Source organism: Alkalinema pantanalense CENA528, assembly GCF_050753345.1.
GTDB classification, from domain to species: domain Bacteria; phylum Cyanobacteriota; class Cyanobacteriia; order Leptolyngbyales; family Leptolyngbyaceae; genus Alkalinema; species Alkalinema pantanalense.
Genome location: NZ_JBLZFX010000022.1, coordinates 1 through 25,815, shown reverse-complemented (window position 1 = coordinate 25,815; position 25,815 = coordinate 1). Strand labels below are relative to the sequence as shown.

Sequence of the window (25,815 nt, the reverse complement as noted above, 5' to 3'; positions counted from 1 at the left end):
CCATGGCCCCTTCAAAATTAATCTCCTTGCTGCGAAATCGTCTAGCGGAATTGTTCACAACTCTTAACGGACTACTGCAGTCTTCCCTCAGTGGACTGGCTTACACTCGATTGCTGAGTTTAGCGATCGGAGTTTTGATTTTAGCGATCGGGAATGCAGCGGTTGCCCTTCAGAAAGGTGATGAAGGGGATGCTGTGGCCGATTTGCAAAATCGTCTCACGGCGGCTAATTGCTATGATGGCCCCATTTCAGGCTATTTCGGAGAATTGACCCAGGCAGGGGTGATCCGCTGTCAAGTGCAATATGGGTTAGATCCGGATGGTGTAGCTGGAGCCCAAACTCTCGCTGTTTTGGGTGGAGTCGCATCGGAACCTCCATCGTCTACTGCAGCAAGCTCCCTCACCCCTCAGACAAGCTCTAGGCAGAAAGCTGCTACCCCCGAGTCTCGCCTCCAAATTGGGGATCAGAACGAAGCAGTGGCCACCCTACAGCAACAGTTGACTCAGTTAGGGTACTATTCCAGCAACATCGACGGTATCTTTGGCCCCAAGACCCAAGCAGCAGTGCAGCAATTACAACGCTCTAGCAATCTGCCCGACGATGGCATTGTGGGTTCCAAAGAGCAGGCTGCTTTAACTTCAGCGATAAATCAACAAGCCTTTACGCAACCCACAGCTAACCAAATCGCACCAGAAGTTGCGCCACCCACCCCAAGCATAACAACCCGCCTTGCCAAAGGCGATCAAAGTTCAGACGTTGGGCAACTCCAGCAACGCTTAAAGGATTTAGGTTGGTTTCAAAGTAATGTCACTGAGTACTACGGCAACATTACGCAAACTGCAGTCGCTGATTTTCAGCGATCGCAGGGTTTGCCCGTGACCGGGATTGCCGATGCGAAAACCCTTGTAGCTTTAAACCTCATAGCCTCACAGCCGACTCAATCCACAACACAGACTCAACCTATTCAGTCCCACAGTCAAACTAAGTCCCCCTTTTCTAGCGGATCTTTCACAACGGCCTCTTCTCAAACTCCATTAACTAGCCAATTGTTGTCAAGTAAGCCTGTTAATAGACAATCAGGCATAAAAGCCTCTAATAACCGGGTTTCTAATGACCAGATGCGTCGCTATGTAGTCGTAATCCCTATTCAAAGTGGTGCCACCCTGTCTCAAGTGCGGCAAATTTGGAATAGCGCTTCCCAAATCGCAACCAATAGTAAAGGAGCTTATATCCAAGCAGGCACCTTTAGCCAACGATCGGAAGCTGATCGGCAGTCCCAACTTTTGCGGGCCTACGGTTTAGATGCGCGGGTTGATTATCAGTAAACTAAAAATCCCAACAATTCGGTATTCAACCGTGATTTATACGGGGATTAACGATCGTTGGCAAGTAGGGCACACCGCATGGATTGTTAATTGGCAATCCAATAGGTGATAGCCCTCTTTTTGTGCGACCTTCATCCCAGTTTTCAGCACAGACTCAGTTTTAAATTCGATCGTCTTATTGCAGCGCACACAAATGAGGTGGTGGTGATGGTGGGGATGGGGTTGGTTTAGCTCGTAGTGTTTATGCCCTTCCGCCAATTCTAGTTCTCGCAAAATGCCCATGCGAGCCATCATCTTCAAAGTGCGATAGACCGTTGAAAGGCTAATCGCTTCACCTTGACCTTTGAGCAAATGAAACAGATCTTCAGCACTCAAGTGCTTTCCTCGCTCCAGATTTTGAAACACTTGCAAGATTGTTTCGCGCTGGGCAGTCATTCGCCAGCCGCGCTCATTGAGCTCGGCTTTGAGAGAAGATGCTGTGTAGGCTGGGGCATTCATACTTGCAATAAACTCATCTCTATTGAGAATTAGGATAGTTGTATTCTAACTCAGTAGCAAGAAAGCGAGTCTATTGAGAATTGCCTGCAAGAGCGCTTAAACCTTCGTTATATACACTGATTCCAGCAACGTATTGAGTGATAGATGCTGACGTAAGGGAACAGCGCATAAATAAAATCCCAATTGGGTAGGGGTAGGAGAGTAGGAGGGTAGGAGAGTAGGAGGGTAGGGGAAATGAAGAGGGGATATTATTTCTTTGCAAATCCCTAATCGCTATCCCGAATGAGCTCAAGACAGTGGATATCGATTTATTGAGACGCCTGATTGAGATGACAGATTCGCTGACCCCGCGCCCCCTTAATAAAGCTCAATTTTTCAAAGTCTCCTTTTTCCCAGGGCTGCGACGCCTATGGTCTGTCGGCATGGCTTCGCTAGAACGCGGAAATTTAGGGAGATCGGATATCTCAATGATGGCCCTTATGCTCTGAACTACCGCTATAAAATATAAACGTCTGGTGGAAAAATAAAAAAGCCTGAACCCCTCAGGATCCAGGCAATGCAGGTTGGGAAATACGATCGTGATCAGGATGCCAAGGGTGGTAAGAACCGTCTGCCGCGACCTCAGAATGTCCCAATACCGTTTACCCTAAAGCTTCGAGGTAATCTCGGACGCGATTGCGGCGCTTGGGTTGGCGCAACTTCTGTAAGGCTTTGGCTTCAATTTGTCGCACGCGCTCCCGCGAAAGATCCAACGCACGGCCAATTTCCGCCAGGGAGTAGGGCTGCCCGTTGTCTAGACCAAAGCGCATTTGAATCACATCCCGCTCTCGACTCGTCAAATCTGACATCAGATTTAACAAATCTCGGCGAAGAGATTCCCGCATCAGCAGTTCTTCAGGAGACAGATCTTCCGTTTCCAGCAAATCGCCTAATTCGGTATCTTTTTCCTTGCCCACTTTGGTTTCCAACGAAACCGATCGGGGTACTTTGAGCAAGACTTCTCGCACTTGCGGGACTGTCATTTCGAGTTCTTTAGCGATATCTTCGATCGTCGCAGTACGACCTTTCTCTTGGGCAATTTTGCGTTGCGCCTTTTTGATTTTGTTCAGCTTTTCCGTGATGTGGACGGGCAGGCGAATGGTGCGGCTCTGAGTGGCGATCGCCCGAGTAATCCCCTGACGGATCCACCAGTAGGCATAGGTGCTAAACCGATAACCCTTTGTAGGATCGAACTTTTCGACTGCCCGCTCCAGCCCTAATGTTCCTTCTTGAATGAGATCCAGGAGCTCCAACCCTCGGTTTTGATACTTCTTCGCAACGGATACGACCAAACGCAGATTTGCTTTGATCATATGTTCCTTAGCCTGAAGACCTTCCCGCTGCATAGCTTCCAGTTCTTCCAAGGTCAATCCCACAACCTGAGCCCAAGCCTGTTTCCCCTCCGCCAAAATCGGCTTAAGATCTGCCACAGTTACCCCTGCCTCCGTCGCCCAACGCTCCAAGGAAGGCCGGTGGCCTAGGATAGAAGTTAAGCGATCGCGGGCTTCTATCAGTTGGACATAGCGTTGAATCGGGGGGTGATCGGCAGCGGCAGCATCCCGCTGTTCCAACAGCACCATGTAGCGCTGCACCTTTTGTGCCTCTGAGACTTCTTCATCCCGGCCCAAGAGACGAACCCGGCCAATTTCCTGCAGGTACATCCGAACCAGATCGGTGGTTCGTCGTGCTGACTTACCCAGATTCAATTCTTCAGCAACTTCAAGGTCAATGTCCTGGAGATCATCCATTGTGGGTTCGAAATTACCCTCAGGAATCGGCGTTTCAAAATTCTGAGTAAACAAAGAAAAGTCATCCATAGGAGAGGTTCTCGTAGTCCGCAGGGCGGCAAAAGGGGCAGAAAAAACTCAGTGACCGTCTCTACAAGGGCTTTGGATCGGCTTATGGTTTAGTATTCCCGCGATCGAGGTCATCGAAACAACCTCTTGCGGATCATTCATTTTTCTGCTAGCAATATGAGCCAAAAATGAGTTTTTTTAAGTATGCACGCTGATCTATCACTCCAGTAACCCGTGCCAGAATCGGGACACTTTCTGAATCTAGGCAGCCTAGGTCGAAACATTGCCTAGTTAGGCCGGAAGATTACTTAGAACATTTGCTCTATATAATCCCAGAGTCCGTACCGTTACTGATGGTGGTGACTACACCAGGTATATCCAGGGTTCCTGAAAAAAGAACAACTTATGCAGATCTGTTGGCTAGCCATTACCTAATTGCGCCCCAGTCTTTCTGCAAGCTTTTTCTCGGTTCTGGAAACTGTGCATATGACGCCGTAGGTAGCGTTATCTAGGGTGTGTCGTGATTGAGTCTTTTGCAGATTGTTGGAGGGAGCCACAGATTTCATCCATACTTGCCCAACAATCCTCCTCGCCATCGCAACAACTTTAGAATCTTTGCTATACAACCCATGACACAATTCAGCTCCGTTTATTTACCCCCCCTAGTGGCGATCGCAGGCGCTCTTGTCGTTGCCCTGCCTAGTTGGGCGAAACCCGCCACATTAACCGCCCAAGATGCGAATGCCCAAATTAATCTACGCTCTGGCCCTGCAGTCACCGCCAAGGCTATCGGTTCTGGCTACTTCGGCGATCGCGTCGAAGTTCTGCGACAGCGTTGGCTCAACGAAGGGACAGAGCAGTGGTTTTACCTCCGTTTTGCGACCACTGGGAAAGAAGGATGGGTTCGGAGTGATTTCGTGCAATTTTCTGACAGTGCTGATCAGTACGGTGCCCTCAGTAGCAGTGACCCCAACGATCGCATCAATCTTCGATCGGCTCCCAGCACTGCTGGACGGGTAATGCACTATGGCCTATCGGGAGATGTGGTGAAAGTCATTCGTGAGTTGCAAGGCGACAATGGCTACACCTGGCATTATGTCGAATTTCCCTCCGGAGCTAAGGGTTGGGTACGGGGTGACCTATTGATTGTGTGGGGAGAAGGCTGCTAACGAGCCATGATTTGCTAGCGCTCAGGTTTACTGCCCCGCGACATGAGTGCTGAGATCGCATCCTGGGGCGTGCTTTGCCCTTGTAGCAATAAATAAACTTGTTCCGTGATCGGGAGTTCAATCCCCTGTTGCTGCGCCACTTGTAACAGAACTTGGGTTGTATTGACCCCTTCGGCGGTTCCTTCTAAATTCCCTAAAATTTCGGTCAGCGTTTGCCCCTGGGCTAAGCCATAGCCCACTTGATAGTTGCGGCTGAGCGAGCTACTACAGGTCGCCATCAGATCACCCAGGCCCGCAAGACCGTAGAACGTATCCGCCTTCGCGCCCCAATGGATGCCAATTCGGATCATTTCCGCCAGTCCCCGTGTGATCAATCCCGATTTGGCATTCGTGCCTAAATGCAACCCATCACAGGTGCCCACCGCGATCGCCATCACATTTTTCAATGCGCCGCCTAGCTCCACCCCTAACGGATCGTCGTTGGTGTAAACGCGAAATCGCGGTGAGGAAAATAGGGTTTGCACTTGAGTGGCTGCACCGGGTCGATCGCTGGCAACCACGGTAGTGGCAGGTAAGCCTTGCTGGATTTCCTTGGACAGGTTCGGCCCTGATAACACCACCACTGGGTTGTTAGGAAAGCCCATCTGCCAAATTTGGGAGGGTAGTTTGGGGAGGGCGGTAGCTGTTCCAGAATCGGGATCCAGTCCTTTGGTGGCTGAAACCAGAATCGTTTCTGGGGGTAGGCCGATCTCTCCCAATTGCTGCACGATCGCTCGGACACCTTTCATGGAAATCGCTGACAAAATCACCTGCGACCCTGCGATCGCAGCCTGCAAGCTCATCTCACAACTCCGTGACCAAACCACCACATCATGGCCGTTTTCCCGAGCCAACGTTGCCAAGGTGGTTCCCCATGCCCCTGCACCCACGATCGTAATTTTCAACGCCATGCCCCCATCCCTGAGATGTCTATCACTTTTGGCTACAACTGGGTTGGCTGAGGTTGCCCCTGGGGTCGGCTCCGGGAATAGCGTTCCATCAGTGACCGAACTTGCTCAGCGTGGTAGGAACTGCGGGTCAGCGGCGACGACACGACTTGTAGGAATCCCAAGGATTCACCGTATAACCGCCAAGCCTCAAATTGCTCCGGCGTGACAAACGCTTGCACGCCCAAATGCTTCTGAGTGGGCTGGAGGTATTGCCCGATCGTCAAAATGTCGCAATCCACCGATCGCAGATCCTGCATGACTTGCCGCACTTCCTCATCGGTTTCGCCCAGACCCGCCATAATGCCAGATTTGGTATACACCCAAGGCGCAATTTCGCGACAACGGCGCAACAGTTCCAGCGAGCGGGCATAATCACCCTGCGGGCGGGTACGGCGATAGAGGCGAGGTACCGTTTCCGTATTGTGGTTCAGGACTTCTGGAGCCGCTGCAAGAATCATGGCCAACGCATCCCAATTACCACACAGATCGGGAATCAGAACTTCGATCGTGGTTCCCGGCGACACTTTGCGGATTTCCTCAATGCAGCGAACAAATTGCGCTGCGCCCCCATCGGGTAAATCATCGCGATTCACCGACGTAATCACGACATGGTTTAACCGCATCCGTCGCACCGCTTCGGCCAAATTTAAAGGTTCTAACGGATCCAGCGGCTTGGGCTTTTTCTCAAAATCAATATCGCAGTACGGGCAAGCACGGGTGCAAGCAGGCCCCATAATCAAGAAAGTGGCTGTACCATGGTTGAAACACTCACCAATATTGGGACAGGACGCTTCTTCACAGACCGTATTGAGACCCAAATCTCGGAGGGTTTCTTTGACTGCGCCCACCCGCTCCCATTGGGGGGCTTTGACTCGCAACCAATCAGGCTTAACCACCACGGCAATTTTCTCAACGCTTTTGCATTCCCCATCTTAGCAGTGAGTTGAGAGTTCCTCCTGCTCCTGCTTTGGACGATCGCGTCTCCACCTCGATCGATACGACCCTGCAAAATACCTGCAAGATTCGCCTAATTTTGTGCTATCCTATATGAGTTCGCGTGTTTGTAGTCAGCATTAATGCCGCATCACAACGACACATCGGGATGTAGCGCAGCTTGGTAGCGCACTTCGTTCGGGACGAAGGGGTCGCAGGTTCAAATCCTGTCATCCCGATTTAAATTAAGTTGTGAGTTTCGCACAGAATGCCATTCCCGTGGGATGGCATTAATTTTTTCAGGATGCATTTGTTGGGGAGAATTGGTCTATCTTTCGCGCATCCCTGGCATACCTCGGGAACTCTTAAGGGTGATTCCAGGTATAACTGTCATGTTTGTGCATTTCCACAATTGTTTCTAGTATGGAGAAGTCATCTTCAGTTCCAATAGTAGTCGCAATCAACCTTGCAACTACTATATTGTTTTCGGCTTCTAATACCTATGGTGCTTCACTGGTATTGTTAACGAATTTGATAACGACGAATTCGTTAGGGTTAGACACATCACTTCCATCTAGCCTAGGACAATCATCAACAGCGCCTCCTGAAACGCTTGTAGGAGAAGTGAGACCGCAGTTTAAACCGATGCACTATCCCAGTGAAGTTATCGTCGCTAGTGCAGATAACTTTAATCCACAGTTGCAACGGCCTCTTCCCAAACTGCCTTCCCCAACAGCTTCTCCTAAAAATAATTTTGCGCTTCCCAAGACTTCTAGTTCTCCCCAGCCAGGAACCCATTCCAAAGATGTCCCTTCTGCTGCATCAGCTTCGCAGAATCGTCCTGCAACTTCAGAATCTCAGCCGAGTTCTCTCCACAGAGCCCAAATCGTACCAGAAAGTTTAACAACCAACTTTCGTCGCGATCGGGATAATTTTGGGCAAGAAAGCCTGTTTTTGGAAACCACCCCGCAGTTCAAACTGCCCAATGGAGATCTGCTGAACTTTACGACAGGGGTTAACCTGTTCAACCAATCAGAGAAGGACACCCTCATCAATATTCCCTTGAGGGTTGGCTGGGAGACTCGCATTAACTCCGTCAAAATTCGTCCTGAAGTTGGCTTAGATTTTTTTAACCGATTACCGATCGCACCAAATTTACGGCTCAAACTGGAAACCCCCATTTCCCCAAACGCAACTTTGTCGGGACTGGTTAGCTATGGGCCTCATAAGTTCAATGCCACAACATTAGACAATCAAATTTCAGCATTCCATCTGAGTCCTGCCCTATTTTGGCAGATTGAAAAAGATACCCAGTTCTTTGGAATGTATCGCTTTGGTCAATACAGCGATGGCAACATCGACCATCAGTTAATTGGTCGTTTGGAACACAAGATTGGTCAATTTTCGATCGCGGCCAATGTCTTTCTCTGGAACTTTAATCAAGACGTTGCCGCAACCAGTGGATACTTTTCACCCCCCGATTTCCTGGTCTACAACGGAGAACTGACCTGGGAAGGAAAACCCTTTGACTTCCTGCGCTGCCGACTCTCAACTACCATAGGGGAACAACGACTCCAGGGCAGTTTTTCCAATGCCAATACCTATGAAGCTCGTTGTACAGCGATTTTGAGCCCAACCATTGAGGCGGATTTGGGTTACACCTTGAGCAATGTCCAAAATCGCAGCCCCGACAGTAATCCTTTCCAGAATCAATCAGTCAGTGGGCAATTAAGGGTCAAATTCTAAGCATGACAACTAGTATTCAATTTCTCTGGCTGGATAAGCCACCCCATGCCAATTTCTTACCCATCCTTTCCACCTGGAATGATTTATTTAAGTAGACATTTATTGCATAAACGTTACCTTTATACTTTTAAAAAATTCATCGTGAAGCCCAATGATTGATGTATCGAAATTTCAAAACCGTATATTTACGCAAATCAACGCAATTGAGTCTTCTTAGAGTCACAGATTGCAAGCAATTGCTTGCAAAAATTTCTCCCAAATAACCCGGATGGGTTTTGATTTACTTCATTATATTTACGCAAATCAACGCAATTGAGTCTTCTTAGAGTCACAGATTGCAAGCAATTGCTTGCAAAAAGTTCTCCCAAATAACTCGGATGGGTTTTGATTTACTTCATTGTTTGGGCAATCTATAGTTAAGAATTTTAAAAGTTCTGTCCGTTTGGTTGATTAGAAATTGCTCATCATTCGTTAGGCATTTACCTCTCAGATTATGAATCCAGATTTTGAGCCACCACCTCGGGGCAGAGTTGCATTTACGATCGTCAGTGGAATTGCGACCGCGATCGCACTGATTTTCGGGATTGAGACCCTTGCAACAAAATTTCCGAATCCTAACACTAGTAATAAGAACGCAACAGAATCCCTCAATAGTCAGCAGTCGGAGATGCTCAACTCCCAGGCAAAACGCTTAGCCAAATTGGATGCTCAAGCTGTTCAATGGGAAGGAACACCTGTTCCTTTGGCGCAACAATTGCCTATCAAGCTAACCGCTGTACCCGTTGCTGCACGCCCCTTAACTGCAACCGAACAGGCGATCGCTCGCCACGCATGGGAATATTTCCGCCATAACTGGAATGAGACCACAGGGTTAGTTAACTCTGTCAATGACTTTGCGTCCGTTACGCTGTGGGATCAGGCCGCCGCTCTGGCCGCGCTGGTTAGTGCAAAAGAATTAAGGATTATCCCAACCGCAGAATTCGAGCAAAAACTCGATCGAATGCTGACCACACTGGCCAAGCTGCCCCTCTATCGCAAGGAACTACCCAACAAGGTCTATAACGCTAAAACGTTGATTCCGGTTAACTACGGCAAGTTAGATAAGCCGGAAGAAATTGGCTGGTCGGCGATCGATCTGGGCCGCATGGTGATTTGGCTACAAATTGTGGGGTCACGCTATCCAAAATTTCAGCCCCAAGTCACTGCAATTCGCAATTCCTGGAACGTTCAACGGTTAACTCAACAGGGCCAAATGTTTGGTACCAGTGTGATCAATGGCAAAGAACAGTACCATCAGGAAGGCCGTTTAGGCTATGAAAATTATGCTGCCTTTGGCTTAAAACTCTGGGGACTCAATGTTGAAAAAGCCCTAGAAACGAGATCAAACACCGCTTTCGTCAATCTCTATAACCAAGGTGTCCCCTACGATAAACGGGATCATGCAACCTCAGGAGCTAATAACTATGTGTTGAGTGAGCCCTATATTTTAGATGGTATTGAAACTGGATTTCAGTCGTTGCCTAAAGCCTACGCCGATCGCATTCTCGCTGCCCAAGAATCGCGCTACCAGGCCACCAATCAACTCACAGCAGTGACTGAAGATAACCTCGATCGGGCTCCCTATTTTGTCTACAACACGCTCTTTGTCAATGGTCAACCCTGGGGCACGATTACCGATACCCGGACTTCACGACCAGATTTACGCTTCCTCAGTGCAAAGGCAGCGATCGGATGGCATGTGCTGTATAACACCCCTTACACTGAGAAACTATCCCAGTTTGTCCAAACGCAGTTAAAAGCAGACAAAGGTTGGTACAACGGCTTTTATGAATCCCTCAATAGTCCTAACAAGGCGTTAACCGCCAATAACAATGGCGTCATTTTAGAGAGCTTGCTGTACCAACAAGTTGGCCAACCCTTGATTCAGTGGGCACAAGTAAACGTACCTAGATCTGAGGAATCGCTTCCTACTGGTCCATCCACAATAGCCCCCTAGCTTGCCTTCCCTAGCCTCACCGTGTGAACCCATGATGTGAACCCATGATGTGGTGAACCCATGCGTAGAAGACAGACCTAATCTTCGCAATTTAGAAAAGATGTTACATCCCTCTCTATGACTTGATTTTATCCCTTTTAGCGTATTTTCAGTCATCATGCTCTCGATATGGCCTTATAGCCACTCCCCAAGAACTGCATCTGCGTCAAGCGTGCTATTCCAAACCAGCATTGCTCCACCACAAAGCGTTCCTACCCCGATGAACGTAACTGAATCATCCCCAATCTTTCACACTAAATCCCCTTAAAATTACTCAACCTTCTTTTAAATTATGATTTCTTGCAAGTAACAAGCTTGAGAGGCTTTGTGCGTTTCGGTAGTCCCGTTTTCTAATGTTGCAGTTATACAGTTGAATTCTATGAGATCAATTAAGCACTATCCCAGATGGATTCGTTGCACGGCAGCTTTTTTAGTGGGATTAATTTTACAAAGCTTGCTGTCAGGAATCAGCCCAGTCCATCTGTTAGCCCAGCCAGCCCCTGCCAATTTAGCCTGCGAGCAAATTCGCAATCCCCTCACACCAGAAGAACAGGAGCAATCACGAATTGCATGGCAGTATTTCGTCAAAAACTACCAGCCCAGCACAGGCTTTACAAACTCCGTTGGAGGTTACCCCTCTGGCTCTCTGTGGGATATGGGCAACTATTTGATGGCACTTAACTCTGCCCGCTGGCTCAACTTAATTGATCAAGCAGAATTCGATAATAAGCTCAATGCATTCTTAAATGGTATTGGAAAACTCCAATTATTTGAAGGCATTCTGCCCAATAAGACCTACCATGCAGCCAACGGCAAAATGGTGAATTACAACAATGAACCCACTGATCGGGGGATTGGTTGGTCTGCCTTAGATATTGGACGGATGCTGGCTGCGTTTCACGTAATTCGCACTTGTCATCCGCAATATAACGATTGGATTAAAGGTGTGCTGGATCGATGGCAAATTGATCGATCGGTCAAAGAGGGACAACTCTACGGTGCAATGATCGACCCTCAAGGCAAAACTCTGCTGGTACAGGAAGGGCGCTTGGGCTACGAAGAATATGCAGTGCGGGGCTATCAACTGTGGGGATACCAAGCCCCTAAGGCGTTAGCGTTTGAGCCGTTTAAGTTAGTGGATATCTACGGGATTAAAATTCCAGTGGATGAACGGGATTTTCAGAGTACCAATGCCAATAACTATATCGTTAGCGAATCCTACATTCTCGATGGCATTGAGTTTGGCTTTGACCGAGAAATGGCGGACTACGCATCACGGGTCTTTCAAGTCCAAGAACGTCGCTTCCAACAAACCGGACAACTGACCGCCGTCACAGAAGATAACATCGATGGCCCCCCCTACTTCCTATACAACACGGTCTACGCCAACGGCCAACCCTGGGCTACGATTACCGAAACCAACCAACCCTATCCCCAACTGCGTAGCATCAGCACCAAAGCAGCCTTTGGGTGGCGCTATCTCTATCCCGAGAGTGGGTATGGGCAACAGTTGCTAAATGCTGTCAAAATGCTCTACGGGCCAGAGAAGGATGGGTTTTACGCGGGTTTGTATGAAGAAACCAAGCAGCCCAACAAAGCCTTAACGGGGAACACCAATGGCTTAATTCTAGAAATTCTCTATTACAAAGCGCGAGGTAATCGTCCCTTGATTCCTACGGGTGCGGGGAATTCCGGAACCCAGCCCCCAGCGGTCTCAACAAGCAACTCAAATCCGGTTTCCAGTCCAGCAACCTCCGCTCCCGCTGCGCCCACCCCTCCTAATACCTCGATCGCTAATCCTTCCGAAACCGTTGCGATCGCCACGCCGATTCCGCCCGTAGGCGATCCCCAACCGTCCCAATGCAGCCTGCCCAAAACCCCGCTGACGGTTCCCAAGCGCCGCTATGCGGAGGCAGCATGGCGCTACTTTGAAGCCCAAACGGAACCCAGCGGATTGGTCAACGATCGCAGTGATGTAAAAGCAGCAACCCTCTGGGGATTGGGAGACTATGTTGTGGCCTTACATACCGCCCGATCACTAGACCTCATCTCGCCCCAAAAGTTTGATCAACGGGTGCGAAATTTACTGGGAACGGTGGCCCAACTGCCCTTGTTCACCGGAGAACTGCCCCATCGGGGCTACAACACCCGCACCCTCAAACCTGTGGACTATGGCAATAACCCCACTGCGGACGGCATTGGTTGGTCGGCGATCGACATCGGTCGTTTTCTCACCAGCTTGTCCATCCTGAAAACCTGTCATCCGGAATATGCCGCAGCAGTGGATGCCATTCCCCTCGATTGGTCCTATTTACGCATTGTGCGAAATGGTGCCCTCTACAGTGCTAAAACCACCCAGCGTAGTAACGGCCAAGCCGCCCCTCGCATTACGCCAGAAACTCGATTTGGCTACGAAGAATACGCTGCCCGAGGTTTCCAACTCTGGGGCTTTGATGTCAATCGTTCGGAAATTGGCGAGCAATATCGAACAACCTCAGTGGAAGGGGAATCCATTCCCATCACGAGAGTGCGCTCCAAGGAAGCATTGGCTTCCGACACGGTTACCCTGCACAACGCCTTTCTGTTCTATGGACTGGAATTGGGATTCGATCCTAAAATGCGATCGTTGGTCGCACCAATGATGACCGCACAAATCAAACACTATCAACGCACCGGAAAGTTGACCACCTCTGGAACTGCCTTAATTGAGCGATCGCCCTACATCATTCACAACACCCTAGTGGGAAAAGGCAATGCCTGGGAAACCCTGGATGACGCCGGAAATTCCATTCCCAATCAACGATTAGTCAATACTGCTGCGGCCTTTGCCTACGATGCACTCTGGCCCCAAGAACCTGTTCTTCGAGAACTGCGGGAAAGTGTATTAGATCTATATAGTCCCCTATTGGGCTACTACGAAGGCTTCTACGAAAAAACAGGCAAAGCAGCCCATGCCTTTAGCAGTAGTACCAACAGTCTAATTTTGGCTGCATTGCTTTATCAAGCAACCGGGTCAACACCTCTTCTCAACACATCCCTCAATCTCAAAACACCTTGGTGGCAAACCCATCATGAAGAAGACATGGGGCGCGGATTACCCACCTACGACAAGCCCACCATCCAATTGTTCCGCAATGGAGAGAACACCTATTGGATTTCGTCCCCACCTACCAGCGTGAAGCAGTCTAGTCCGTGAGTCTATGCTGCTAGTCATTCAACGCAACAAGTTAGTAACCGTGATGAATTTGCAAGCGTGATGAATTAGTAAATGCAACTCACATCTTCCATCGTTTGTTATTCGATTCCCCCACTTCCCTTGGGTGACCTAGGTTATGATGCCAGCTAACGAAACAAATTCAAGTTTTCCTCGCTTCAAAAATCAACGATCGCGGCTGCGACGAAATACCCTTTTGTTTCGCTACTTTGCCATCATCAACTTGATAATCGGAATGTGGTATCTAAAATGGAGACTTCACAATTCCATCAATTTCAATGTTCTTTGGCTGTCAATTCCGTTGTTATTAGCAGAGATTTACAGCTACATTAATGGTTCGATGTTTATTCTGGGACTATGGCGACCACTCGAACGACAGATCAAACCCTTGGACGCCCTCATTCCAGCTTTCCCCGCTAAGGATCTCCCCACGGTTGATGTCTTTATCACTTGCTATAGCGAACCCGTTGAACTGGTTCAAGCGACCCTAGAAGCCGCTTTGCAAATTGATTATCCAGCGACTAAATTGCGAGTATATGTTCTTGATGATGGGAATTCGTCGGACATGAAAGCGATGGTGGAGCAGCGGTGTGTAGAGGATTTGGCCTCGCCCGAATTGGTCACCGCCGCCGAACAGATCCAAGGGGAACAAGCTCAACTCCAAGCTCAGCTCGATCGTCTCACCCAACTTGCCCCAGAAGCTCAAGCAGCGGAGGCTTTTCTTGAAAATCTCCCCACCTCTCTGGAACTGCCAGATAGAGATCGCCCTTTGCGGTTTTTGCAAGTGCTCCAAAAATTATTTACTTTTCAAAATGGCCAACACCGGAGCATCAACGACCAAATCCTTGCAGAAGAAAAGCGACTGAAGCAGGCGATCGCACGACAAAATCAGGCCCTATCCAGCCTGCCCCGTTGTCTCTACATTGCTCGACCCAAGCCCACGGGGCGGCCCCACCACGCCAAGGCAGGAAATATTAACTATGCATTGTTTGCAGGCGGCACTACGGGCGATTTAATTCTTACGCTCGATGCCGATCACATCCCCGATCGCAACATTGTCAAGCACGTTCTCCCTTATTTTTTCACCTATAACCCAACCACTGGGAAATATGAGAACAATCGCATTGCGATCGTCCAAACGCCCCAAGATTTCTACAACTTACCCAAGGGAGATCCCTTTGGTCACCGTGCCCACCTGTTTTATGGCCCGATTCAACAGGGCAAAGATGGGTTTAACGCAGCCTTTTACACCGGGACGAATGCCATTCTACGACGGGAAGCATTAGTCAATACAGGATTAAAATACTTCTCTAAAGCCTACGAAAAAGACGCAAGTCGCTTAGATGAATTTGATTTGATTGGGGGCGTCTCTAGTATTAGCATTACTGAAGATATGAACACCGCCATGCGACTCCATGCAGCCGGGTGGCAATCGATTTACCACAATGAAGTTTTAGCCAAAGGACTGGCACCGGATGACCTGAGTTCTACGCTGAAGCAACGGCTACGCTGGGCTCAAGGCACTATTCAAGTATTGCTTCAGGAAAATCCTTGGATGAAGACTGGACTGACCTTCTGGCAGCAACTTCAGTATTTCCAGACAATGTATAGTTACTTCTCTGGATTTGCCACGTTAGTCTTCTTAGTTTGTCCCATTGTTTATTTCTTTACAGGATGGATTCCCGTCGATTCCTATGGCGTAGATTTTGCAGATCACTTTATACCTGCTTTTATTCTCAACCGTATCACGTTTCTCACGATCGCTTGGGGTGTACCCGCCAGTGAACTTTGGCGTGCAGAACAATATGCTGTAGCCCTTTTCCCTTTATTCATCCAAGCAGTATGGAGCGTCATCACTCGTCGTCCCATCAAATTTCAAGTCACCCCTAAACAACGTCAATCTGGAATTTACATCAACCTAGTAATTCCTCAACTGACAATCTTTTGCCTAACGGTAATCGGTATTCTCTGGCGGGGAGGACTATGGCTCTTAGGGCAATCGATAGATCCGTGGGTGTATGGGTTAAATATCGCTTGGTCAGTCTACAATCTTGCCCTGTTATGGGTCATTATTCGAGCTGCTATCTGGCAACCCCAAAGGGTTTAACAGCCTGATCGACACTGTGATTAGGCAAGGTTCTATGGGTACACTAAGCCAGTCCATCTTAGAGCTCGTCAATGATTGAAAATATTAAACCCCATTCAGGATTCTAGCTGCTTCAATCCTCTCCGATCACCATTTCAACGGGATTGATGAGCAGTGACAACGATCGATGCAGGGATAATGATCGGGGCGAAGCTTCAGTTTTCTCACTTTTTGGAGGTTAAAATCGTGTGCGCGACAGTGCAAGTCATTTACCCAACCGGACTTCTAGACAGCATTCAAGGCAACCAACTTCGGCAGGAGATCAACCAATTGGTAGACAACGGTCATCCTTGTATTTTGATTGATTGTCGCGATGTTGAACTGATGGACAGTTCCGGCTTGAGCGCCCTCGTCATGGCATTTCAGAAAGTCCGCTCGGTAGGCGGCACCCTAGGTTTACGCGCCATCAATGATCAAGTGAGAATGCTATTAGAACTCACCGCGATGGATGGCATTTTTCAAATTTTTCCCCAAGAAGTGAGTCCCCAGGAAGCCATGATGGGGCAATAAGTCCTTGGAAATGTTGAGATTAGCCCCTAGCCTTGAACATTGCGATGGAACCTGCCAAGCTCCCTGCCCCCCGACTCACGAACTCACCTTCACAATTTGTAGTTCCCGATTCACCAGACAGCCCCCCGTCCAATTTGCTGGCGGGAGTTGATCCTGAAACCCTGTTTCGCGCTGTCTTTGAGCAAGCTGGGGTAGGCATTACGCTGACCGATGGGCAGTCAGGGCGATTTCTCAAAGTGAATCCACAATTTTGTGCAATTTTGGGCTATACAGAGGCGGAATTATTATCTCGATCGTGGCATGACTTGATTCCGCCAGAAGAAGCCATCCGGTCTTCTGCAATCGCTTCCCCGATCGTGCCTTCCTATGCCCAAGCCAATGCCCCTATCCCCCAGGTAGTCTCTGCTGAACAGCGCTATTTTCGCAAAGATGGCAAGCTACAATGGGTCAACCTTACCCGTTCCCTTGTCTGTAACCCCCAGGGACAACCACTTTACGATCTCTGCATAGTTGAAGATATTCAAGCAAGGAAGCAGGCAGAGTCCCATCTTCAATCGGCCAAGGCTAGGCTAGCCACTTTAATTGAAAATCTTCAAGCAGGGGTTTTGGTAGAAGATGAGTATCGGCAAATTATTTTAGTGAATCAAGATTTTTGTGATCTCTTCGCAATTCCGGTTTCCCCTTCAGTTCTTTTAGGCCAAAATTGTGCAGAATTGGCGCAAGCATCTCGCAGTATTTTTCTCAATCCTGAACAAACTTTTCAAAAGATTGAGACCATCCTTGCCCAGCAGCAGCCGGTTCTAGCTGATGCAGTTGAATTAGTAGATGGACGAATTTTGGAGCGATCGTACATTCCAATTTTTGTCGATCAGCAATATCAAGGCCACTTCTGGAAATACCAAGACATCACCCCAAGAAGACAATCAGAGCAAGAACTAAAGCAGCTTCTAGACCAAGAAATTCAACAACGGGAAGAATTAACCCTCAAGAACTTTGCCTTAGAAAAGGCACGCCGAGACGCAGAAGCTGCGAATCATGCCAAGAGTAATTTTCTAGCTATGATCAGTCATGAAATTCGTACACCAATGAATGCAGTCATTGGTATGACGGATTTACTGCTGGATACTCCCCTAAATACTCAGCAGCAGGATTTTGTCACCACTATCCGGAATAGTGGTCATGCTCTGGTCGAAATCATTAATGATTTTCTAGACTTTTCCAAAATTGAATCTGGAGCCCTAGAATTAGAATCACAAACATTTAATTTACAAACTTGTTTAGAGAAAACGCTAGACTTATTAGGTAGCAAAGCTTACGAGAAAGACTTAGAGATAGCTTATTTAATAAGCCCGCAGGTTCCTCAACAAATCTTCAGTGATCATAATCGTTTACGTCAGATTCTTGTCAATATTCTCAATAATGCTATCAAGTTCACTGACACTGGTGAAGTTTGCATCTATATCACTGCAAAAAAGCTTCACGAATCGAAATCACAACATTCACAACAACTTAATCAATTAACTCATAGGTCATCGGATTATGAACTGCTGTTCATTATTCAAGATACAGGGATTGGGATTCCCAGAGATCGAGCCGATCGCTTATTTAAACCCTTTAGCCAAGTCGATGCATCAACGGCTCGCCATTATGGAGGCACGGGTTTAGGGTTAGCCATTAGTAAACAGCTCTGCAAATTAATGGGCGGAGATATTTGGGTAGAAAGTAATGGAGCCGTAACGGGCAATCCTTCCCCACATTTTCAGCTACCTCCTCCAGAATTTACCCGCTTAATAGACGTAATAGCGAAAGCAACTAGTGAGCCGAAAACTGTTCACGCAGGTTCTACATTTTATTTTACGATCGTTGTTCAAGTAGATGACTCAAATCCCGCCCCATCCTCAAAAGCAGTCTCAAGATTAGCCGCTCCAAACCAGCACCCATTGTATACCCCTAGCCAATCGGCCTTAGCAGGTAAACGACTACTCATCATTGCAGCTTCTTCAACCTACTGCGAAATTCTGGCTCAACAAGCCCAATTTTGGCAAATGCAGGTTGTGACTGCCCATTCACTGAATGCAGCTCTCACCCTATTGAGCCAAGCAACAGATCGATCAACAGAATTCAACTTTGTTATTCTAGACGGTAATTTATCAACCTTAGACAATTCAAAACTGGCTCAACAAATTCAACACCAGCTCAAGTTACGCAACTTACCCGGTATTTACTTCGGCAGCCCTAATCAAGCTCAACAGAAAAACTTAGTACAGGAATTTTCTCCAATTTGGTTGAGTAAACCACTCAAATACTCTCAGCTCTATAACAGACTTATTCAGGCACTCAATCATCCAAAAAACGAGCCAATACCCAACGAAAAACTGACTTCCACCAAATCCAATCGCCGCAACAAGCCTGCCTCCGTAGCACCCAAGGGAACAGCTCCACAGAAGCAATCACTCCGTATCTTACTCGCTGAAGATAACCCAATTAATCAAAAGCTAGCATTTCTGATGTTAAAGCGCTTAGGACATCTAGCAGATCTAGCTACTAATGGCCTTGAGGCATGGGAGGCTGTCAAACGCCAGCCCTACGACATCATTTTAATGGATATTCAAATGCCCATACTAGACGGGCTGGAAGCAACTCGCCGAATTCGCGACTGGGAAGTCGAGCAACGTCTTACCCCACCCGATCGACAGCACCAAGTGCCACCTATTCATATTATTGCTATCACTGCTAATGTTCTAGATGGCGCACGGGAACGCTGCTTAGATGCTGGGATGAATGATTATCTCAGCAAGCCAATTGAACCAGACGATTTTAAAGCTGCAATTGAGCGATGGCGCACCCAGAATGACGTATTAGAGACAACACTCCAGTTAGGAGAAGACACTGTAGCTGAAAATGCTATAGCTGTAAATGCTTCTATAAATACTTCTGAAAATACTATAGACAATGCTGCTATAGATAATTCTGTCACAGTCCCCCAAATAGGTTCATCGCCTCTTTTTGCATCGGCCCTAACAGGTTCCTTATCCCAATCCTACCATCCTCAAACCCATTCCGCTCCCAGCGCTACTTCAGGCTTAACAGTTTCACCCGATATTCTCACTACCCCCAGCATCAACGAAGCAGAGCTCCAGAAATTACAGGACATGATTCAGGGAGATCGATCGACCTTGGATGCTCTTTTAGCCTGCTACTTCACCAATACCCCACAGTTATTACAGGACATTGAACAGGCAATCGCACGTCAAGATGCCATAACGATCGCCAAATCTGCCCACCAACTGAAATCCAGCAGTGCCTACCTAGGTGCTCTCAAACTTGCTAAGCTTTGTGGTGAACTAGAACAGCAGAGCCAGCAATGCCAGCTGGCACAGAGTGCAGCAATCAGTCAGTTGATGCAATACGAATATCATCAGATCCACAATTATTTCAAACAGCGGTTTGCAGTGGATTAAGCGATCGTCTTCTAGAGAATTGCACACCTATTGCTGGCTCCTAATAGGAGTAATTTGTCTACGAAAGCAATTTAGCAATTCAACCCTATGGCTTTAAGCACCCGCCTAGCCGCAGGCAATAACCTGCAAAAAACCAATCTGCAAAAAATCAATCTGTAAGAAATCAATAACATAACTATCTAGGGATCCATTATGCTAAGTTTTATTACGATCCCTAAGCCATCAAGAGAACACCATGGAACTGCCAGAATCCCTTAAAACCTATAGTCAGTTTGGCCATCCCTTGCTGATGTGGGTGCTCCTTGCCTTTACTGGCTATGCCCTCTATACCGGACTCCAGTGGCGTCGCGCCCGCACCGCAGAAGGCGACATCAAAAAAGAACTGCTCAAAGGCAAATTCAACATCAAACATCATCAAGTCGGTTCCATTCTGCTTGCCCTCATGGTTCTGGGTACAATCGGCGGGATGGCAGTCACTTATATCAACAACGGCAAACTTTTTGTTGGGCCGCACCTGATTGCAGGTCTGGGTATGACCGGATTGATTGCCACCTCTGCGTCCCTGGTGCCCTACATGCAAAAGGGCGCAGAATGGGCAAGAATTTTCCACATTACGTTAAATACTGCTCTGGTGGGACTCTTCGCATGGCAGGCCGTGACTGGAATGGACATCGTTCAACGCATCATCAGCCGCATGGGCTAAGGGTGCTTCAGCGATCAAATCCGGTGTGAGACCAGACATAAGACCAGGTATTAGATTCACAGGTATTAGATTTAATGGGGGACAGAACTCGTCCCCTTTTTTCATAACTTTCCTAGATTTGCTAGCCCTCCCCCCGAAATCTCCCAGCCCCATCGCATCAAAGCCCGATCGCTCCTGTACCCTAGAAAAGATTCCTCACTGAGAGCTCGCCTGTGAACCTCAAAACGCCCTATCCTGCTGTTGATATCATCATTGAACTGATCGATCGGCCCGATCGGCCCATCATCTTGATTGAACGGCATTACGAACCCCTTGGCTGGGCCATTCCTGGCGGATTTATGGACTATGGCGAAACCGCAGAAACGACTGCCCGCAGAGAGGCCATGGAGGAAATCGGTCTAGCAGTAGAACTGGTGGATTTATTGGGCATTTACTCCGATCCCAGTCGCGATAAACGGCAACACACCGTCAGCTTGGTTTACATCGCCACCGCCACGGGTGACCCCAAAGCCGGAGATGATGCCAAAAATTCCGCGATCGTCCCAGTCCATCAAATTCCCAAGAACCTCTGCTTCGATCACGATCACATCCTGCGGGATTACCTGAATTATCGCCACTACGGCATGCGTCCCCGTGTCAGTTGATTTCCCGGTCCTCTCCCTTGTACGCTCCCATGAATCTCCCAAATCCGTTACACCAGTTACGCTATCCTGATGCGGAGAATCTAGACGGGTAAGAGGAACCAGGGCAAGGCCTAGTAACGATCGGCGGCATGATCGACGCCATGGTCGACGGGATCTACTCACTCAAGTTGCTAGTTCTAGTCAGGCTGGACTCGTTGCAGCTTTCTCCAGTTCCTGCCAACTGAGTCGCCATGATTCGTAGTCACATGATTCAAGTAGTGGCAAGATACAATAAATCCAGCTAAAGTTCTCAATCGTTCGTTCTCAATCGTTTAGTACTGATAGGCCGCGAGGAGCATCGCACGCATGGCAAGAGTCGTTGGAATCGACCTAGGCACCACTAATTCCGTCGTTGCTGTGATGGAAGGCGGAAAACCCGTCGTCATCGCGAACGTCGAAGGTATGCGCACGACTCCTTCCGTAGTGGGCATCAGCAAGGATGGAGAGCGGCTCGTTGGCCAGATGGCTCGCCGTCAAGCCGTCCTGGATCCACAAAACACCTTTTATGGGATCAAACGCTTTGTGGGAAGGAAGTACAGTGAACTCACATCGGAATCCAAGCAAGTCCCCTACACTGTACGGCGAGACGATCGGGGTAATGTCCGAATTAACTGTCCCCGTTTAGATAAAGATTTTGCGCCGGAGGAAGTGTCAGCGATGGTGCTGCGCAAGCTGGCGGAAGAAGCCAGTCGCTATCTGGGCGAACCTGTCACGGGTGCAGTCATCACCGTCCCAGCGTATTTTAATGACTCCCAACGGCAGGCTACCCGCGATGCAGGCCGCATTGCTGGGTTGGAAGTCAAGCGGATTTTGAATGAACCCACTGCCGCATCCCTGGCCTATGGCCTCGATCGTCACCAAAATGAGTTAGTTCTCGTTTTTGACTTGGGGGGCGGCACCTTTGATGTTTCGGTACTGGAAGTGGGCGATGGTGTGTTTGAAGTGCGATCGACCAGCGGTGATACCCAACTGGGAGGCGGCGATTTTGATATGGCGATCGTTAACTGGTTGGCCGATGAATTTCTAGAAGCGGAAGGCATTGACCTGCGCAAGGATCGGCAATCGTTGCAGCGACTGACGGAAGCGGCGGAAAAGGCCAAGATCGAGTTGTCCGGCGTTAATGTCACCGACATCAACCTGCCCTTCATCACTGCTACAGCGGACGGGCCGAAGCACATTGAAACTCGCCTTACCCGATCGCAGTTTGAAGGCTTATGTAGCGATTTACTGAGCCGAATTCGGATGCCTGTGAAGCAAGCACTGCGGGATGCAGGTTTCGGGCCGATGGACATTGACGAGGTGGTGCTCGTGGGGGGCGGCACTCGGATGCCCATGGTGCAGGATATTGTCCGCAGTATGCTGGGGCGGGAACCCAACCAAAACGTCAATCCCGATGAAGTGGTGGCGATCGGTGCGGCGATTCAAGCTGGGGTTCTGGCTGGGGAACTGAAGGATATTCTGCTGCTGGATGTGACCCCCGTGTCGATCGGGCTGGAAACCGTCGGCGGCGTCATGAAGAAGTTGATCCCCCGCAACACCACGATTCCCGTGCGACGGACGGATATTTTCTCCACATCGGAAGATAATCAGACTTCTGTGGAAATCAACGTCGTTCAGGGCGAACGGGAAATGGCCAATGGCAACAAATCCCTGGGGCGCTTTAAGCTCATGGGCATTCCCCCAGCTCCCCGAGGCATTCCCCAGGTACAGGTGTCCTTCGATATTGATGCCAACGGGATTCTGCAAGTAACCGCCATGGATCGCACGACGGGTCGTGAGCAGAGCATTACGATTCAAGGAGCCTCCACCCTGGGTGAAGACGAAGTGCAAATGATGCTGCGGGATGCGGAAATGTATGCCGATACCGATCGCCTACGCAAAGAAAAGGTGGAGAAACGCAACCGAGCCGAGGAGCTGACCTTAAAAGCGGAACGGCAACTGCGGGAAGCCACTTTGGACTTCGGGATGAATTTTGTCGCGCCCTATCGCAACCGCATTGAGCCGCTGGTGCAAAAGCTGCGTCAAGCCCTGAAGGATGGGGACGATCGCCTGATTGACATCACTGAAGCAGATTTGCGAGATGTGCTGTACGACCTGCGATCGGAAGTCTATGACCTGAACCAAGAGCAGGAACAGGAAGGCGGTTTCTTCAAAGCCGTGAAGGACTTCTTCCTGGACGAGGACGACGAATATTACAACGACTACAATCGCCGCGATGCCTACGATTACAACCGGGGATCTTACAACTACGGTGGAAGTAATTATGGGGGGGCTTATGGGGAACCGCCCCGATCGCTGCCCTATAGCCGCAATCCGTCCTTTGATGAGTGGAGTGGTGGCAATCGCAATCGATCGACCGATAGCTCCGGCTCCAGTAACGCAGGTTCTAGCAGTTATGGTTCTAGTAACTATGGATCAGCTAGTAACTATGGCACGGGTTCTAGCGGTAGTGGTTCCAGTGGCTATAGCAATCGGGATGACTTAAGTGGTCGCGATCGCAACAGCCGGGATAGCCGAGACACCTACAATAGTCGAGACACCTACAGCCGAGATACCTACAATAGTCGAGACACCTACAATAGCCGGGATGCCTACGGTCAAGACACCTACAACCGAGATCCATCGAACCGAAACACCTATCAGGGATCTGAAAGCCGGAATTACAATAACCGAGATTACGACAATCGCAGTTATGACGATCGTGGCTATCAAGATCGTGGTTATGACGATCGCAATACTGATCAAAACTATCGTGATAACCCAGAAGCACGTGACCGTTACCGCGATAGTTATGCCGATCGGGAAACCGGTTACTACGATGCATCTTCCCGCAGTTCTGATACCTACGACGATCGACGACGGTCGGCCAATCCCCGTCGCCGCCCAGAAAAGCCCAATTATGACTATGACAACTGGGACGAAGATGATGATTGGATGTAAACCAGATTGATTCAGTCTTGTGCAATTCAATCCTGCGCAATTGTCCTACCGGGATTCAATTCCTAGAATGAACAATTTCCGGGATGCACTGCGCCCCCATTCGTGAATAGCCTAGAAATAGACTGCCCTTCTATACCTGTCCCCCTGGTCTGACTCCTGAAACCCACTGTCTATGCAAAACTTCCGCAACTACTACGAAATTCTGGGCGTTTCCCGTGATGCTGAAGGGGATGAAATTAAGCGCGCCTATCGACGGTTGGCTCGGCAGTATCACCCTGACCTGAATCCGGGCGATCGGGCGGCGGAGGAAAAATTTAAATCAGTAAACGAAGCCTACGAAGTTTTGTCTGACCCAGAACGACGGGCGCAGTACGATAAGTTCGGCAATTTCTGGAAACAGCGGGGCTTTGCAGGAACCTCTAATAAAGGCTTTGGAGACTTTTTCCGGCGAGAAGCGACCCCGCGCCCGGAAGAACCAGAACTCGATTTTTCTGCGTTTAGTGACTTTAATAGTTTCATCGATCAACTCTTAAACACCCGCGAAAGTGCCAGTCGCGGCGGCAAGCCTGCCCGTGAAGCCAATCGCCAAAGATCCACCGGCGGCTATGACTATTCCGGCAACCGGGGATCGATCGGGACAGAGCCATCCCAAAATCGTTTTGAGCAACAAACCTTTGCAGATCCGCCTCCCCGTCGGGAAGTGGAGGAACCCCGTCGAGCGACAGCCACAGCAGACCCCCCGTCCCTGCGTCCCCGCCGCGATGCCGAAGCGCAGCTAACGGTACCTTTGGAAAAAGCCTACAGCGGTGGCAAAGAGCGAATTCGCCTAGAAGATGGTCGATCGCTGGAAGTGAATATGCCCACAGGCATGGTTACGGGGCAACGGGTACGGTTGAAAGGCCAAGGCGTGAACGGCGGCGATCTTTACCTGCGTATTGATGTTGCACCCCACAAGTTTTATCAACTCAATGGCGTTAATGTGAATTGCCAATTTCCGGTGACCCCGGCAGAAGCGGTATTGGGTGGTGAAATTGAAGTGCCCACCTTAGACGGGTTGGTCAAAGTGAACCTGCCCCCTGGCATCCGCCATGGACAACGGTTGCGCCTCGCGAAAAAGGGCTATCCCGATGGTGAGGGCGATCGGGGCGATCAAATCATCGAGCTACAAATCGTCACACCGAAGGAAATTTCTGCCCCAGAACGGGATCTGTATGAAAAACTGCGGCAGATCGAAAGTTTTAATCCCCGTGCGAATTTAATGTTGTAGGCTGTGTCGTCAGGGATTCTCTCATCATGCCTCGCGGTTCTTCCAATACTGCCCAGAGTCATTTGATCACTTTTCTACATTTTTCTGGGTACTGGTTCAGCTATTGCTTGGCTGAGGTTGCAACGATCGGGCTTCTGCCATCCAGCAGTTGGGCGAATCCTTTACCGATGCAACAATCGCCCCAGCAATCTGTACAGCAATCCATGCAGCAACAGGTTGCAACCGTGGCGGCCCATCTCATTGGGGTAATGAGTACGACTGCCCAAGCTCAGGCTGAGCAGCAGGCTGTGGATGTAACAGACGTGTTGGGAAATAATGGATAATGTGAAGCAGTAGCCCAGAGCCTTCTCATGCTGAATCT

At 49.1% G+C, this 25,815-nt stretch carries 17 protein-coding genes and 1 tRNA gene; 14 read left to right on the top strand and 4 right to left on the bottom strand.

Translation table 11 applies throughout. The annotated features are described in order from the left end of the window. Positions 1 to 2: 2 nt before the first annotated feature. Positions 3 to 1,325: a peptidoglycan-binding domain-containing protein gene (locus tag ACN4EG_RS09510; RefSeq protein WP_431629109.1), complete on the top strand. Its 1,323-nt coding sequence runs from the start codon at positions 3 to 5 to the stop codon at positions 1,323 to 1,325. A 36-nt stretch (positions 1,326 to 1,361) separates the two neighbouring features. On the opposite strand, the gene ACN4EG_RS09505 is transcribed toward ACN4EG_RS09510, so the two are convergent. Together ACN4EG_RS09505 and sigC are read right to left on the bottom strand one after the other, a co-directional pair. After that, positions 1,362 to 1,823 (bottom strand): Fur family transcriptional regulator, encoded by a 462-nt coding sequence (locus ACN4EG_RS09505; RefSeq protein WP_431629108.1) that lies wholly within the window; start codon positions 1,821 to 1,823, stop codon positions 1,362 to 1,364. Between the two features lie 641 nt (positions 1,824 to 2,464). Next, positions 2,465 to 3,679: an RNA polymerase sigma factor SigC gene (sigC, locus tag ACN4EG_RS09500; protein ID WP_431629107.1), complete on the bottom strand. Its 1,215-nt coding sequence runs from the start codon at positions 3,677 to 3,679 to the stop codon at positions 2,465 to 2,467. A gap of 608 nt (positions 3,680 to 4,287) precedes the next feature. Here sigC and ACN4EG_RS09495 point away from each other — a divergent pair. Further along, on the top strand, positions 4,288 to 4,827 hold the full coding sequence (locus tag ACN4EG_RS09495; protein WP_431629106.1) for an SH3 domain-containing protein: 540 nt from the start codon (positions 4,288 to 4,290) through the stop codon (positions 4,825 to 4,827). 14 nt (positions 4,828 to 4,841) lie between these two features. Here the strand turns inward: ACN4EG_RS09495 and ACN4EG_RS09490 are convergent, their stop codons facing one another. Next, positions 4,842 to 5,777 (bottom strand): NAD(P)H-dependent glycerol-3-phosphate dehydrogenase, encoded by a 936-nt coding sequence (locus ACN4EG_RS09490; RefSeq protein ID WP_431629105.1) that lies wholly within the window; start codon positions 5,775 to 5,777, stop codon positions 4,842 to 4,844. Between the two features lie 32 nt (positions 5,778 to 5,809). Continuing rightward, positions 5,810 to 6,721, bottom strand: coding sequence for a lipoyl synthase (lipA, locus tag ACN4EG_RS09485; protein WP_431629143.1), 912 nt, complete (start codon positions 6,719 to 6,721; stop codon positions 5,810 to 5,812). 193 nt (positions 6,722 to 6,914) lie between these two features. Here lipA and ACN4EG_RS09480 point away from each other — a divergent pair. From ACN4EG_RS09480 to ACN4EG_RS09425, 12 genes are all read left to right on the top strand, one after another. Then, positions 6,915 to 6,988: transfer RNA gene (locus ACN4EG_RS09480), tRNA-Pro, on the top strand. Positions 6,989 to 7,394: 406 nt separating this feature from the next. Next, entirely contained in the window at positions 7,395 to 8,495 is a 1,101-nt protein-coding gene (locus ACN4EG_RS09475) for a hypothetical protein (RefSeq protein ID WP_431629104.1), read from the top strand. A gap of 493 nt (positions 8,496 to 8,988) precedes the next feature. Further along, positions 8,989 to 10,491 (top strand): DUF3131 domain-containing protein, encoded by a 1,503-nt coding sequence (locus ACN4EG_RS09470; RefSeq protein ID WP_431629103.1) that lies wholly within the window; start codon positions 8,989 to 8,991, stop codon positions 10,489 to 10,491. Positions 10,492 to 10,909: 418 nt separating this feature from the next. Then, positions 10,910 to 13,726: a DUF3131 domain-containing protein gene (locus ACN4EG_RS09465; protein WP_431629102.1), complete on the top strand. Its 2,817-nt coding sequence runs from the start codon at positions 10,910 to 10,912 to the stop codon at positions 13,724 to 13,726. Positions 13,727 to 14,045: 319 nt separating this feature from the next. Beyond that, entirely contained in the window at positions 14,046 to 15,851 is a 1,806-nt protein-coding gene (locus tag ACN4EG_RS09460) for a glycosyltransferase family 2 protein (protein WP_431629101.1), read from the top strand. A gap of 225 nt (positions 15,852 to 16,076) precedes the next feature. Beyond that, a complete protein-coding gene (locus ACN4EG_RS09455) occupies positions 16,077 to 16,400 on the top strand; it encodes an STAS domain-containing protein (RefSeq protein WP_431629100.1) in 324 nt (107 codons plus the stop codon). A 44-nt stretch (positions 16,401 to 16,444) separates the two neighbouring features. Continuing rightward, the gene (locus ACN4EG_RS09450; RefSeq protein WP_431629099.1) at positions 16,445 to 19,861 is read left to right on the top strand and encodes a PAS domain-containing hybrid sensor histidine kinase/response regulator; all 3,417 of its coding nucleotides are present in this window, start codon (positions 16,445 to 16,447) and stop codon (positions 19,859 to 19,861) included. Between the two features lie 235 nt (positions 19,862 to 20,096). Then, positions 20,097 to 20,564, top strand: coding sequence for a DUF4079 domain-containing protein (locus tag ACN4EG_RS09445; protein ID WP_431629098.1), 468 nt, complete (start codon positions 20,097 to 20,099; stop codon positions 20,562 to 20,564). A 212-nt stretch (positions 20,565 to 20,776) separates the two neighbouring features. Next, positions 20,777 to 21,208 carry an NUDIX domain-containing protein gene (locus tag ACN4EG_RS09440; protein ID WP_431629097.1) on the top strand — a complete coding sequence of 144 codons (432 nt, stop codon included), beginning with the start codon at positions 20,777 to 20,779 and terminating at the stop codon, positions 21,206 to 21,208. A 345-nt stretch (positions 21,209 to 21,553) separates the two neighbouring features. Further along, positions 21,554 to 24,187 carry a molecular chaperone DnaK gene (gene dnaK / locus ACN4EG_RS09435; RefSeq protein WP_431629096.1) on the top strand — a complete coding sequence of 878 codons (2,634 nt, stop codon included), beginning with the start codon at positions 21,554 to 21,556 and terminating at the stop codon, positions 24,185 to 24,187. 172 nt (positions 24,188 to 24,359) lie between these two features. Next, positions 24,360 to 25,454: a DnaJ C-terminal domain-containing protein gene (locus ACN4EG_RS09430; protein ID WP_431629095.1), complete on the top strand. Its 1,095-nt coding sequence runs from the start codon at positions 24,360 to 24,362 to the stop codon at positions 25,452 to 25,454. A gap of 26 nt (positions 25,455 to 25,480) precedes the next feature. After that, a complete protein-coding gene (locus ACN4EG_RS09425) occupies positions 25,481 to 25,777 on the top strand; it encodes a hypothetical protein (RefSeq protein WP_431629094.1) in 297 nt (98 codons plus the stop codon). The last annotated feature ends 38 nt before the right edge of the window (positions 25,778 to 25,815 follow it).